This is a genomic window from Aliiglaciecola sp. NS0011-25, assembly GCF_040370605.1.
In the GTDB taxonomy this organism is placed as follows: domain Bacteria; phylum Pseudomonadota; class Gammaproteobacteria; order Enterobacterales; family Alteromonadaceae; genus Aliiglaciecola; species Aliiglaciecola lipolytica_A.
Window position 1 is genome coordinate 1 of record NZ_BAABWR010000015.1, and the last position, 14,323, is coordinate 14,323.

12 protein-coding genes are annotated in these 14,323 nt (G+C 41.2%); 8 read left to right on the plus strand and 4 right to left on the minus strand.

From position 1 onward, the window contains the following. Nucleotides 1-148: 148 nt before the first annotated feature. The 4 genes from ABWV72_RS13795 to ABWV72_RS13810 form a co-directional block, all read right to left on the minus strand. The gene (locus ABWV72_RS13795; protein ID WP_342804570.1) at nucleotides 149-697 is read right to left on the minus strand and encodes a hypothetical protein; all 549 of its coding nucleotides are present in this window, start codon (nucleotides 695-697) and stop codon (nucleotides 149-151) included. Nucleotides 698-1,131: 434 nt separating this feature from the next. Continuing rightward, nucleotides 1,132-1,491: an MmcQ/YjbR family DNA-binding protein gene (locus ABWV72_RS13800; protein ID WP_353371197.1), complete on the minus strand. Its 360-nt coding sequence runs from the start codon at nucleotides 1,489-1,491 to the stop codon at nucleotides 1,132-1,134. 71 nt (nucleotides 1,492-1,562) lie between these two features. Next, nucleotides 1,563-2,204 carry a response regulator gene (locus ABWV72_RS13805; RefSeq protein WP_216048438.1) on the minus strand — a complete coding sequence of 214 codons (642 nt, stop codon included), beginning with the start codon at nucleotides 2,202-2,204 and terminating at the stop codon, nucleotides 1,563-1,565. 129 nt (nucleotides 2,205-2,333) lie between these two features. Then, entirely contained in the window at nucleotides 2,334-4,598 is a 2,265-nt protein-coding gene (locus tag ABWV72_RS13810; protein ID WP_353371199.1) for a TonB-dependent receptor, read from the minus strand. 247 nt (nucleotides 4,599-4,845) lie between these two features. On the opposite strand from ABWV72_RS13810, the gene ABWV72_RS13815 reads away from it, so the two are divergent. The 8 genes from ABWV72_RS13815 (at nucleotide 4,846) to ABWV72_RS13850 (ending at nucleotide 14,297) form a co-directional block, all read left to right on the plus strand. Then, nucleotides 4,846-6,141, plus strand: coding sequence for a GntP family permease (locus ABWV72_RS13815; protein ID WP_353371201.1), 1,296 nt, complete (start codon nucleotides 4,846-4,848; stop codon nucleotides 6,139-6,141). A gap of 86 nt (nucleotides 6,142-6,227) precedes the next feature. Beyond that, nucleotides 6,228-7,412, plus strand: coding sequence for an E22 family MetX-like putative esterase (locus ABWV72_RS13820; RefSeq protein WP_353371357.1), 1,185 nt, complete (start codon nucleotides 6,228-6,230; stop codon nucleotides 7,410-7,412). Nucleotides 7,413-7,424: 12 nt separating this feature from the next. Further along, the gene (locus ABWV72_RS13825) at nucleotides 7,425-8,444 is read left to right on the plus strand and encodes an extracellular catalytic domain type 2 short-chain-length polyhydroxyalkanoate depolymerase (protein ID WP_353371203.1); all 1,020 of its coding nucleotides are present in this window, start codon (nucleotides 7,425-7,427) and stop codon (nucleotides 8,442-8,444) included. Between the two features lie 3 nt (nucleotides 8,445-8,447). Further along, nucleotides 8,448-9,215, plus strand: coding sequence for a 3-hydroxybutyrate dehydrogenase (locus tag ABWV72_RS13830; RefSeq protein WP_216048434.1), 768 nt, complete (start codon nucleotides 8,448-8,450; stop codon nucleotides 9,213-9,215). Between the two features lie 87 nt (nucleotides 9,216-9,302). Further along, nucleotides 9,303-10,178: an NAD(+) kinase gene (gene nadK, locus ABWV72_RS13835; protein ID WP_353371206.1), complete on the plus strand. Its 876-nt coding sequence runs from the start codon at nucleotides 9,303-9,305 to the stop codon at nucleotides 10,176-10,178. A 91-nt stretch (nucleotides 10,179-10,269) separates the two neighbouring features. Beyond that, a complete protein-coding gene (gene recN / locus ABWV72_RS13840; protein WP_353371208.1) occupies nucleotides 10,270-11,961 on the plus strand; it encodes a DNA repair protein RecN in 1,692 nt (563 codons plus the stop codon). A 112-nt stretch (nucleotides 11,962-12,073) separates the two neighbouring features. Continuing rightward, nucleotides 12,074-12,430, plus strand: coding sequence for an outer membrane protein assembly factor BamE (locus ABWV72_RS13845; protein WP_353371210.1), 357 nt, complete (start codon nucleotides 12,074-12,076; stop codon nucleotides 12,428-12,430). 277 nt (nucleotides 12,431-12,707) lie between these two features. Then, nucleotides 12,708-14,297, plus strand: coding sequence for an ABC-F family ATPase (locus ABWV72_RS13850; RefSeq protein WP_353371212.1), 1,590 nt, complete (start codon nucleotides 12,708-12,710; stop codon nucleotides 14,295-14,297). Nucleotides 14,298-14,323 lie beyond the last annotated feature (26 nt).

Sequence of the window (14,323 nt, forward strand, 5' to 3'; positions counted from 1 at the left end):
AATAGTAGGCACAGGGCTGATCAGTTGTGGTGATCTGCTAAAGACAAGAAGCGGCCGTTCATAGAAACCTAATTTGACGTAAGTTTTATTACTTTCTGAACGAGAGAGTTTCTCTCCAGATCATATTGTCATCCACGATCAGATCACCTTAAGTCACAGCCGTTTCGCCCTTTTTGAAGCGCAGCAACAGAGGTTTAATGCACTTGTGAGACAACAACGAAAGAGGGGCAAACATCAATACACCGACAAATGGGATAGCAGGACCAAACACAAATGTTGAGCCAATAACATGCCCAAGAATACATTCCATTCTGTAAAGCGGTAAAAATAAAGCTGAAATTATAACACCTAGAGCCAGGTACATTGTTACGTTCGGAAGGCCAATAACAAAGACGATTGATTGAACTGTGCTTACCAGCAGCATGCCAAAGAATCCTAGTAATACAGACCAGGGAAGTGTTTTTGCGTCCGGCTTAGTAGATATTCTTTTTTTGATTGCTGTAGAGGATAGCAACACAAGAAGAGGCAAAATCAAAAGTCCCCACCAATTCGACAATCCAGGGAGATCAGCCCGCATGAAAAGATAATGAGTAACTACGCCGCCATTAAAGTATTCCCATGTTAAATGACACACTGCGAAAAGTACTACTGCCAGTAACATGCCATTTCTTATTTTATTAAATTGCTTCTCTTCCATTTCATTTTTTCTCTCAATCGGTCACAGAATGTGATAGAGGCTGCAATCGCCGCACCATAAATAAAAACAAATAAAATCAATTAATTACAACAAAGGTATGTTTCCAGCGCTGTACGTTTACTCAGATATTAGCGTTATTGACCAATTTGACGCATTTAAGTACCAACATTGTTCGCACGATTTGCTACCTATCATATTGAATGTCTGATGGTCCGGAATACGTACATTCCTGCTGTTAAGTGCCAGACCCCGAACTGCAGCCTTTGGCACATTCCTGACAGTTAGATTAAGTCTAAAGCATTTGACCATAAACACCAGATCGAGTCTTAGCAACTACAAATAACTTATTTCAAGAAGATATTCTGCCCCGATCACACACCCATTTGGTTGACCGCGGCTAGTGCGTATTAGCAAATGGAGCAGTTGATTATCTGCTAATGTAAACCAAGCTCTTGTTGTTTTGCTTTACTTAACCCTTGCGAGACTAAGCGATAAGATTCAATTAGGTAATACTCTAACTCTTCGTTACTGTGTGAGTCGGATTCAATTTGTTGAATCCACTTCATACCTCGATTGGCGAAATAAGGGGCTGGAATGTATCCTTGCCGTTCGCACAAAAAATAATAGTTTTGTTCAGAAGTTTTGAAGGTAAACGCGGGTTTTTTATCTTTACTCCAGCCTCCAATCGCAAATACTTTTCCGCCAACTTTCCACACATGTGAATTGCCCCATTGCATAACATAGGTCGTTGCTTTGAGTGCGCCACAAAAATGATTAAACTCGTCGTAATTCATATTGATTGTTTAGGTTCACCGTTTAAAATAATGCTCAACAGCCTGTTAATCTTCGGCAATCAAAGAGAAGATCACACTTGATTCATAAGCTGTTTAAATAACACCCCTGCTTGAGTTCGATTATTTAGCTTTAGCTTTTTAAGAATGGCTGAACCATGCTGTTTTATGGTGGTTTCTTTAATGCCTAGTTCATAAGCTATCTGTTTATTTAACAGGCCATCAGCCATCATTTTAAGTACCACAAATTGTTGTGGAGTTAATTGTTCTAAATTTTTCGCAAATTCAGACTCTTCTGCGGGTAACTTTGCTTCAACCTGAGCAATCAGATGTTCTGGCAACCATTGCAGGCCATCCAATACTTGTTCGATGGCATTTGCAATTTCAGACAATGAACTGGATTTGGGAATAAACCCACTGGCTCCCAAGTTAATCGCTTTTTGGATAATAAGTGGTTTTTCCTCACCTGAAACAATCACCACTAACACATCAGGATGCAACAAGCGGATTTGGCTCAATCCAAATAAACCGTCATTGCCAGGCATATTCAAATCCAAAAATACCAATTCAATTTGGGGATCATGATTTAATGCCGACAAGGTTTCTTGCAAGGTTGAGGTTTCAGTGATGTCGTCATCCAATAACGCACTCACGGCCTGCTTAAGGGCAATGCGAAATAATGGATGATCATCGGCGATAAGCGCTTTAACTGACATAATGAATGATTTTACAAGACTACTATGACTGGCAGCATATGAAAGGTTACTGCCAAGCTCAAGTTATATTAATAATAAAAACAAAAAAAGGGCGACCAAGTCGCCCCTTGGGAACAACACAAAGTGCCGTTAGAAAGTGTAACCTACGGTTAGGTGAACAGTACGGGGATCGCCGTAATACCCGATCAACGTTGTATCACCACCTAAGCCAGGTAATAATTCACCATCGGCAGTTCGGCCACCGGTAAAGTTGTAACCACCCACTCGATATTCTTCGTCAGTCAGGTTCTTGGCATGCAATCCAGCAGTCCACTGACCATCATCGCTATACCAATTTAAGCTTAAGTTCACTAATCCATAGCCTTCTTGACGTAACAATTCATCAGGTGATTCGAATAGTTCGTAATCATCGCGATAGTAATAGTTACCATTGAAAACGAAGTCGCCCATATCAGTGGTAAACTCGTATTTCACACCCGCATTAAAGGTAAAGTCAGGAGTATTTGAAATCACAAAATTATCAGATAAATCAATGGGGTTACCCGCTGCATCTACCGAGAATACTTCGGTGAATTCTGCATCAATTGTACCTAATGCACTGGTGAAGGTTAGCCCTTCGGTGACAATATAAGTCAGTTCAATTTCAAGACCATTCGCATCAGACTCCCCTACGTTAGCGATTCGTTGTGTAGGCTCCGCTAAATCGTCCGAAGGTACATTTACAACATACTGTCTGTCGGTGTAATCCAATCTAAATAAAGTAGCGTTAAGTCTAAATGAATCGGTCACATCACTTTTCATACCGATTTCATAAGAATCGACAATCTCAGGCGCAGCTGCTGGTTGGAAGAAAGTCGCGCGAGGGTTGTACATTCCAGATTTGAAACCTTGTGAGTAACTTCCAAAGAACATGGTTGAGTCAGTCAAGGCATATTCCAAACCAAGTCTGGGGGTTAAACGAGACCAAGTTTCAGTATCATCAATCACCACATTTGGCGCATAATCAGGTCTGACATAACCATCAACCCAACCAGAGTTTGGATAAGCTTGACCCAGTCTTGTGCCCGCTTCCACTACGCCGTGTTTTTCGTCTTTGGTGTAACGAAGTCCTACTGTGGTCGAAAGCTTATCTGTAATGTCATAAGACACTTGACCATATAGGGCTAGACTTTTTGTATCTGTACAACCGCTTTGCTCGATTGAAATTCCAAATGCCATCAAGTAAGCGTCGTAGATACCACAAGCTTCTGCATCATAATAATACGCGCCAGATACAAAGGTAATGTCATCGCCAACATAGTTAAGTTGGAATTCTTGGGAGATCTGTTCATCGGTATAAGTTGCTGGCGTATCAAAAATACCTAGCGGCGTGCTGTCAAAATCAATATTGGTTGGCGAGTCACCTTCACGACTAGCAGTAACCGATTTAAATGCCCAACTATCGTTGATGTCCCACTCAACTGTTAAGCTCATGCCTTCGGTTTCAACTTTGTTCCAGGTAGGTAAGCTTGAATAAGAGTCGTAAACACTATCAGGTTGCGGAGCATCCGTTAGGATACTATCTGACAATCTGTAACCACCTTTGGCATTTGACTCGTCTTTGGTTTTGTCATAGTTAAAGCGAACAAATACGTCCTCGTTTGCTTGGTACTCCAAGGTAAAACGTGCAGCCTGAACATCTTTATTATAGTTTTCAGTATCTTGACCTTCTGGCGCAACAAGAAATTCACCAAAACCATCACGATTTAACGTTGCAACCGCAAAACCAAAGAATAAGTTGTCAGTGATAGGGATTTGGCCCATTACTTTTAAGTCTTTTTGTGAGTAACTTCCCACTGTCGCATTCACGGACAGTTCAGTATCACCGGTCATTTTCTTGGTAACGTATTTAATTGCGCCACCAATTGTATTTTTTCCGTATAAGGTACCTTGAGGTCCACGAAGAACTTCCACTCGTTCCAAATCAAACAGGTCTAAAACTGCGCCTTGAGGTCTAGAAATATAGACATCATCAATGTACACACCAACACCTGGTTCAAAACCCCAAACAGGATCTTGCTGCCCCACACCACGAATAAATGCAGTTAATGTAGAGTTCGTTCCGCGACTCACTTGTAAAGTTGTGTTGGGTGATTGCTGTTGGATCTCAGTCATCACTGACATCCCTTTTTCCATTAACTCTACTGCTCCAAGAGAGGTAACAGAAACTGGAACTTCTTGCAGACTTTCTACGGTTTTACGCGCAGTAACTTCTATTCTTTCTAAACCACCTTTAGATTCTTCTTGTGCCGCTACTTGCCCTGAAAGACAAGATAAAGCAACAGCTGATGCGAGTGTCGAAAGTTTTAAAAACTTTCCCTTTTGAACGATAGATTGTGTGTGTGTGTGTTTCATAGAGTGTCCTTCTTACACAGTTTCTTTTTATACAATTATTCGATTCGCTGCGGTCACAGTGACAGTGTGATTACTCTAATCTACTTCAAAATATTTTACCTTAGTACCATAGTACTATGTCCCAAAAGGTAAAAAAGATTAACACTATATACCGCGCTCAAAACTGTATTTAGATACACGAAAGAGCAAAATGGTATGACTCTCTGCGGTCACAGATTTTTGTATCATTAAAAAAAAGGGAATAAAAATGCTGAGTCTAATTGGCTTAATCGGCGGCTTATTTTTGCTCATAGTCTTGACTATCAGAGGCATGAATCTTTTTATTGCAGCCCCTCTATGTGCTCTAATTGTTGCGTTAACGAGTGGTTTACCTGTCTTTATCGGCGATACCAATTTTGTAGAAACCTATATGTCGGGTTTTTCTGGATTCGTAGCAAACTGGTTCTTCATGTTCTTATTGGGAAGCCTGTTCGGTAAATTCATGGAAGATACTGGCGCAGCTGATGCTGTGGCAAAGGCAATTATTGGGCGCTTGGGTAAACAACATGCGGTAGCCGCAGTGGTCATTGCCTGTGCAATCCTAACCTATGGTGGGGTGAGCGTTTTTGTCGTGGCATTCTCTGTTTACCCCATGGCTTTGAGTCTGTTTAAAGACGCCAACTTACCAAGACGATTCATTCCTGCGGCACTGGCTTTTGGCTCTGTTACGTTCACTATGACATCAGCAGGCTCACCCGAAATACAAAATTGGATCCCGATAAAATATTTAGGTACATCCCCTTTTGCTGCATGGGAAGTCAGTTTAGTGGTGGCAATTTTCATGGCGACATTGGGATTCTGGTGGATCAGAAGAATGATGAACAAAGCGTTAGCCGCCGGTGAACGATTTGAAAGCAAAGATCACGACCCTAAAATTTCAGAACGAGATTACCCTCATTGGGTCACAGGTTTAATCCCCTTGTTGGTGGTACTGGTTTTATCCTATACCTTCCATGAATCGTTACAACAAATGGCGCTGATCGTTGCGTTAGGTGGCGGAGTATTAACCTTGATGATAATCAATTTCAAATACTTCCATAACCTAACCGCAGCAGTTGGTGTGGGTACAACAGGTGCGCTTATCGCCATTGGTAACACCGCAGCAGTGGTTGGTTTCGGCACTATTGCTAAATCTACCGAAGCCTTTCAAACAGCAGTGGAAGTCATGACTCAAATTCCAGGAAACGAATTAATAGGCGCAGCGATTGCGGTTAGTGTTATCGCAGGCTTAACCGGTTCGGCTTCAGGAGGACAAGCAATAGCGTTACCTTTAGTTGGGCCACACTACATGGATCAAGGTGTCGATCCTGAGCAGTTACATAGAATCGTTTCAATCTCTTCTGGGGCGTTGGATTCACTGCCCCATAACGGTTATGTTGTAACAACCATTCGAGGCATTTGTCATGAAACACATCAACGTGCTTATTGGGCAGTAGGTGCATTGACGGTGGTTATTCCACTAATTGGATTAAGTTTAGCCATCGCACTGTTTACTTTCTTTTAAATTTGTAAGTGGATATGAGGAGAATAGAGTTGAGATTACATCCTACCATCTGGCTAAAAGTCTGTTTTTTGCTGGTATGTTTAAGCATGCAATCGGCTTGTGCGAATACCCAAAGTAGCGCAGCCAATGTGGTCAGTTCTGCTGAGGTTGAACCTTTACCTTTGGTTCAAAAAAAGTCATTTACGACTAAAAACTTCCAGACATTTGGCGGAAAAAGTATTGAAACGGTCACTGTAGGTTGGGAAAGTTATGGCCGCCTGAACGCCAACAAAGACAACGTAATATTAATAACTCACTATTTTACCGGCAACTCCCATGCTGCCGGAAAGTATCAACACAGTGATAGCGCAGCGGGATATTGGGACGCCATCATTGGCCCAGGTAAAGCCATTGATACCAATCGTTTTTATGTTGTAAGTGTAGATAGCCTAGCCAATTTAGGTGCCCATGATCCCAATGTGATCACCACCGGCCCGGCCTCAATGAATCCAAAAACAGGTCAGCCATACGGTCTTGATTTCCCGGTAGTAACCATTCGTGATTTTGTAAACGTCCAGAAACAATTGCTAACGTCGTTGGGAATTTCAAAATTATATGCCGTAGTAGGTCCCTCTATGGGCTCAATGCAAGCTCTGGATTGGGCAGTTGCTTATCCTGACTGGGTAGAACGAATGATATCGGTTATCGGTTCAGGTGAAGCAGACGCATGGACATCGGCTAAACTCGAACATTGGTCGACACCCATCAAATTGGATAAAAACTGGCAGCAGGGAAATTATTATTCTGGCCTGCCGCCAACAGACGGATTAGTGGCCTCTTTAATGCTAATAACCCAAGATGCACTCTACCCTGATTTTTTTAATCAAGTTGGACAATCTATTGATTTCTCCCCATCCGAAGTAGCGCCACTTGAAGATATTCGACAATCACCAAGCATCGTTAATTGGTTGCGAGCAAGGGCTGAGGCACGGGCGGAGGCGATGGATGCAAACCACCTATTGTATTTAGTTCGAGCCTGTCAGTTGTACATTGCTGGCCACCAAGGTGATTTAAACAATGCGCTAACAAAAGTTAAGGCAAAAACCTTATTTTTACCGGCAGCCACAGATCTTTTATTGATGCCATATAATTTGCAGGCTACACATCAAATGCTATTGGATAATGGTAAAGACAGTCAGTTATCGATTTTGCCGGGAACCTTAGGGCACTTAGAAGGTGTCACAGGTATTACTGATCACGCCGCGCTAATCCAATCTTTTTTAAATAACTAGGTTAACAAGCATATGAGAAAATTACGTAATTTGGCTATCTGTATGGGATTAACCACTAGCCTGTCCATTAACGCCGTTGTTAATGCCGAGACTGTAGAATTGGATTTAGATATTGACAAGATCACTGTGTCAGGGCTATCTAGCGGTGGTTATATGGCAAATCAGTTTCACATTGCTTATTCTGATTGGGTAAAAGGTGCCGCCATTATTGCAGCTGGCCCCTATTATTGCGCTCAAGGAAGTATCACTACCGCGCTATCTGAATGTGTTAACAAACAATCCGCAGAATTCTCGCTGGATGTATTAACAAACCAACTAAGCCAATATGCAGAACAAGGATTAATTGCCCCGTTATCTCATTTACAAGACAGTAAAGTTTGGTTACTACATGGCAAATTAGACGCAAAAATCTCGCCCCCAGTAGCCAATGCCCTTTATCAGCAATATCAAGGGTTAGTTAAAGACGAAAACCTAACTTATATAAAAGATAAACCTTTTGCCCATCACTTCCCTACCCTGGCAACGGGATCTTCTTGTGATACCTCAGAATCGCCCTTTTTAGGAAATTGTAACTACGATGCAGCGGGTGAGTTGCTTAATTTTTTATACCCAGATTTAACGGCACCCTCAGCTTCATCTAGTGGCCAGATCAAACAAATTGACCAACATGAATTAGGCGGAGATCCTGCCAAAAGTATGGCCGAGAAAGGTTTTGTATACGTGCCTAAGAGCTGTGCACAAGGTGAAGAGTGTCAAGTGCATGTGAACTTTCACGGATGCAATCAAAATGCTCAAACTATTGGTCAAGATTATATCAAAAACAACGGTTTGAACCGTTGGGCTGATAATAATCAGTTAATCATTTTATATCCTCAAACCACTACATCAATGATGCTTCCAATGAACCCTCAAGGATGTTGGGATTGGTGGGGGTACACTGACAAAAATTATGCTACAGCCCAAGGAAAACAACTCGAAGCTGTAAAAAATATCGTGAAATCACTTGCCGTTCAATCGAAATCTAAAGGATAAAAAATGCAAAATAAAACCATATTAATCACCGGCGCTGCAAGTGGGATTGGCTTTGGTATAGGCCAATATTTAGGAAAAATGGGACATAAGATCATTGTTGCCGATATTAATGCCCAAGCCGCTCAAAATGCAGTTGATAAATTAGTTGCAGAGAATATTAATGCTCAGTCTGTTGAATTAGATGTGAGTGACGCCGCCCAGATAGAAGCGTTACCGGAAAAACTGTTGCCAGATACTGTCGATGTGCTGATCAACAACGCAGGCATCCAACATGTATCTCGTTTAGAAGATTTTCCCGCACAAAAATGGCAACAACTAATCAATATCATGCTTGTTGGCCCCGCACTATTAAGCAAAGCGTTTTTGCCCCATATGCGCGAACAAAATTACGGACGCATTATCAATGTTGGTTCCTTGCACTCGGTTGTCGCCTCCCCCTACAAATCCGCTTATGTCGCTGCCAAACACGGGTTATTGGGATTTGCTAAAACCTTAGCGCTAGAAACAGGTGATTGCGACGTGACGATCAACACCTTATGTCCAGGCTACGTTAAAACCCCTTTGGTCGAGCAACAAATTGCCGCCCAAGCAATAGAAAATGGTATCAGTGAAGAAGATGTTATCAATAAAATCATGCTTGAGCCTATGCCTAAAAAAGCCTTTATAGAAATTGAAGAACTGGCCAGCACAGCGGCTTTTCTAATCAGTGATGCCGCTAAAAATATGACCGCTCAAGCGCTAGTAATTGATGGAGGTTGGACCGCTCGGTAAACATTTATTGAGACAGTGTTAACTATCATGCTTGGTTTTCATTACTAAGCATGGTTATACTGAGTTTTTGAATTTAAATAGAAAGTTATGCCTTTTAAAACTATTGGTCTGATTGGAAAGCCTGCACATGAAGGTGCAAACAAGAGCCTTAACGCTATATTGCAATTCCTTAAACGAAAAGGATGTCGAATTCTTGTCGAAACAAAGGTTTCTGGCATGCTACAAGGAAATGGTTTTGAAACGGCTGAGTTAGAAAACATCGGCTTACAAGCAGACCTAGCCATTGTTGTGGGTGGTGATGGCAACATGTTAGGGGCTGCCCGAATACTGGCTAAACACGACGTAGCAGTGGTGGGTGTCAACCGTGGCAACCTTGGTTTTTTAACAGATATCCACCCAGACGATATAGATCGTCAGTTAACCTGTTTGTTCAATGGTGAGTTTGTCAAAGAACAGCGCTTTATTCTGCAAGTTGATGTATTTCGTGAAGGTATGCAACAAAGCTCCAATTCGGCTATTAATGAAGTGGTGCTGCATCACGGAAAAGTAGCCCATATGATGGAATTCGAAGTATATATTGACGATAACTTCGTTTTTAGTCAGCGCTCCGACGGACTCATTGTGGCCACACCCACAGGTTCCACAGCATACTCCCTGTCTGGTGGTGGCCCGATTCTAACGCCTAACTTAGATGCCTTAACATTGGTGCCAATGTTTCCCCACACCTTGAGTAGTAGACCAATAGTGGTGGATGCCAACAGTGTAGTGAGAATGAAAGTGTCTAATGATAACACCGATAATCTACAAGTAAGTTGTGACAGTCACATTGCACTCACTGTGTTTCCTGGTGATGAAATCCATATCAAAAAAAATCAAGACAGATTGTCTCTGATCCATCCAAAAGATTATAACTACTTCAACGTTCTTCGCACCAAACTAGGCTGGGGTTCGAAACTCTATTAACTTTTAGCGTGCAAATAGCAATTCTACTTTACAACTAGAAATTTATGTATATATTTACAGTTACTGTATGTATAACCATGTGTTTGTTTTTATGTTAATTCACTTATCTGTACAAAATTTAGCAGTCGTAAAGTCATTAGACGTCGATTTTAAGCAAGGTCTTAGCGTTATTACCGGTGAAACCGGGGCTGGTAAGTCTATTGCTATTGATGCCCTTGGGTTATGTTTAGGAAATCGTGCCGATGCTGGTATGGTGCGACCTAGTTGCGACAAAGCGGATGTTTGTGCAACCTTTGATATAACAAATCTTCCCAAAGTTAAATCTTGGCTAAATGAGAATGACTTAAGTGAGCATGAAACATCGGAAAACGAACATCAAGAGCTAATGATTCGGCGCGTAGTTTCCTCTGAAGGCCGTTCAAAAGCCTATGTAAATGGTTATCCCGTTCCGGCACAACAACTCAGAAGTTTAGGCTTACAATTAATTAGCATTCATGGTCAACATGCCCATCAATTATTGCTTAAATCTGAAATTCAGAAGCAATTGGTCGATAATTTTGCAGAACATGGCAATTTAGTCAGTGACGTTAAGCAGCAATATGAATTACTTAACACTGCCCAGAAGCAAATGGCCGTGCTATTGGCTGGTACGCAAAAACGTTCAGATCGTCGAAATTTACTGCAATATCAAGTGCAAGAATTAGATGAATTCAATATCGCTGAAAATGAATTTATTGAACTGGAATTAGAGCATAAAAAATTAAGTAACAGCCAAGCTTTGTTAGAACAATCACAGAAGAGCTTTTATCAACTATATGATGCTGATGAAGGCAGCGCTTTAAATGCAGTGCAAAGTAGTATTGATATGCTCGGAGAATTGCAAGAGCATGATCCTGAATTAGCGCCTATCGTTACCATATTAAACGAAGCACTCATTAATATTGATGAAGCCTCTAGCCAATTGCGCGCCTATACTGACCGCTTAGAAATTGATCCCATGAGGATGCAACAAATTGAACAACGTTACTCTCAAGCGTTAGATTTGGCTAGAAAGCACGGTGTGCGTCCTGAAGGACTGTTTGAGCATCATCAACAATTGTCTACTGAGTTAGCCGAATTAGATAATCAAGACGAGTCTCTGGAGGAATTACAGGGCAAACTCACGGTATTACAACAAAATTATATCAGTGCAGCAGAAAAACTAAGCGCCAGTAGAAGCAAGGCAGGCAATAAATTAGCAAAATTGGTCGAACAACATATTCAAGAGATGAATATGTCGCAGGCAAAATTCTCAGTGTGCGTAGAATTTGATGCCGAACTTGCTCCCTCCCCCTCAGGTTTAGACAAAGTGAAGTTTTTAATTTCCACAAACTTAGGCATTAAAGCGGATACTTTAGAAAAAGTAGTCTCCGGTGGTGAACTTTCTAGAGTTGGTCTTGCCTTACAAGTGATTAGTGCCAAAGGTAACTTAATTCCAACTATGATTTTTGACGAAGTGGATACAGGTATCAGTGGACCAACGGCATCTGTAGTTGGAAAGTTATTGCGGAAACTAGGTCAAACAAGCCAAGTCATTTGTGTAACCCATTTACCGCAAGTAGCAGCAAGTGGTCATCAGCAAATGTTTGTGACTAAGTTTTCAGATAAAAAAACCACTGAAACACACATGATTTGTTTACAAGAAAATGAACGAATTGAGGAATTAGCTCGCCTACTAGCTGGGGACACTTTGACCAATTCAGCTATTGCTAATGCAAAAGAATTACTCAGCAGTTATCATTAGTCTCGATTAATTATTGATTGCAGACCTAATGCTGAGTTAGCATGCGTGTCCAGAAATAAGCTGGCTCATTGGGCTAAGCTAGATTAATTATTTAACTTAAATGAAAGAATGAATGAAGTATAAAAGTATAATAGCGGCTGTTGTAACAACATTGTTTTTGTCTGGCTGCACAGATTGGATATACCGTATTGACGTTCCCCAAGGCAATTTCCTGCAGGATAAAAGCGTTAAACAACTGCGTGTTGAAATGACCAAAGAACAGGTTATTTACGTACTAGGGCGTCCAGTGGTTCAGGATTCTTTCGACCACGATACTTGGTATTACATATACGAGATGAAACGCGGTATGAGCAAGCGAGGTGAAGACTTTCGCAAAGAATTAATCATTCATTTTGAAGATGAAAAAGTGGCTAGCGTAACTGGTGATTTTGAGCTTTCCGAAGATTTTAATACACCGCTAGATCAATAGTTCTTCTCTAATTTATCGAACCTTTCCCCCACCTGACATATTTAATGGAAGGTGGGGAAATCGATGATTTCTTCTATCACTGTGCTGCAATCTAATTGTTAGTTAACCTATCTTATTGATAATTCATAAAATCCCACCCTTACCCTAGCCCAAAACGCGATTAACGGGTTAAAACGGTGCTTCGCGATTTAAATCAACAAACCCCATCAAAATAAAGTTATTTGTGGCATAATCCTGCGCAAAATTTATATGTCTTTAATCTATAGGAATTGCCAACGTGTTAGCTACTGCCAATATCACCATCCAATTTGGTGCCAAGCCTCTTTTTGAAAATGTGTCCGTCAAATTTGGAGAGGGAAATCGTTACGGTCTTATCGGAGCTAACGGTTGCGGTAAATCCACGTTTATGAAAATTCTGGGCAATGATTTAGAACCATCGTCAGGTAACGTCACCAAAGATCCCAATGAACGAATTGGTAAACTAAAACAAGACCAATTCGCCTTTGAACAGTATTCTGTAATCGATACCGTCATTATGGGCCATGAAGAGTTATGGAAAGTAAAAGAAGAGCGTGATGCGATTTATGCTAATCCGGAAATGACAGAAGAAGATGGTATCAGAGCAGCCGAACTGGAATCTGAATTTGCCGAAATGGATGGATACACTGCTGAGTCTCGCGCGGCTGAATTGCTTACCGGTGTGGGAATAGAAGAAGCTTTACATTACGGTCCAATGAGCGAAGTAGCACCAGGTTGGAAATTACGGGTGTTGTTAACCCAAGTTTTATTCGCAGACCCGGATATTATGCTGTTAGACGAACCGACCAACAACTTGGATATTGATACCATTCGCTGGTTGGAAGATACGCTAAATTCACGTAACTGTACGATGATTATTATTTCTCACGATCGTCACTTCTTAAACAGTGTTTGCACCCATATGGCTGACCTCGATTATGGTGAGTTACGACTTTTCCCTGGCAACTATGATGAGTACATGACCGCTGCTACTCAATCCAGAGAACGTTTACTGTCTGACAACGCCAAGAAAAAAGCACAAATTGCAGAGCTAAAAACCTTTGTCAGTCGCTTCTCAGCTAATGCGTCAAAATCTAAGCAAGCTACATCTCGTGCCAAGCAAATAGACAAAATCCAACTGGATGAAGTAAAACCTTCTAGTCGTCAAAATCCATTTATTCGTTTTGAACAAGATAAAAAGCTGCATCGATTAGCCCTAGAAGTAGAAGGTTTGAGTAAATCCTTTGAAACTCCCCTATTCTCTAATCTGGATTTAATGATCGAGGTAGGCGAACGGGTTGCGATCATTGGTCCCAATGGCGCAGGTAAAACAACCTTAATGCGTTGTTTATATGGAGACATTGCAGCCGACAGCGGGAATGTAAAATGGTCTGAAAACGCATCTATAGGCTATTACGCGCAAGACCACGCCCATGACTTCGAAGAAGACAAAACCTTATTAGATTGGATGTATCAGTGGGGTAAAGAAGGCGATGATGAACAGGTTATTAGAGGAACACTAGGCAGACTATTGTTTTCTCAAAAAGAAATTGATAAATCAGTTAAAGTCATATCTGGTGGTGAGCAAGGTCGAATGATTTTCGGCAAGCTTATTTTGCAAAAAAATAACGTATTACTAATGGACGAACCAACCAATCACTTAGATATGGAGTCCATAGAATCGTTAAACTTAGCCCTTGAAAACTACCCAGGCACACTGTTGTTTGTTAGCCATGACCGTGAATTTGTATCTTCATTGGCAACCCGGATTTTAGAGATTACTGAAGATGGGATAATCGACTTCAAAGGCAACTACGAAGATTATCTAAGCAGTAAAAAGCTCGTTTAAACAAACTAACTTAAATAACCTGTGGG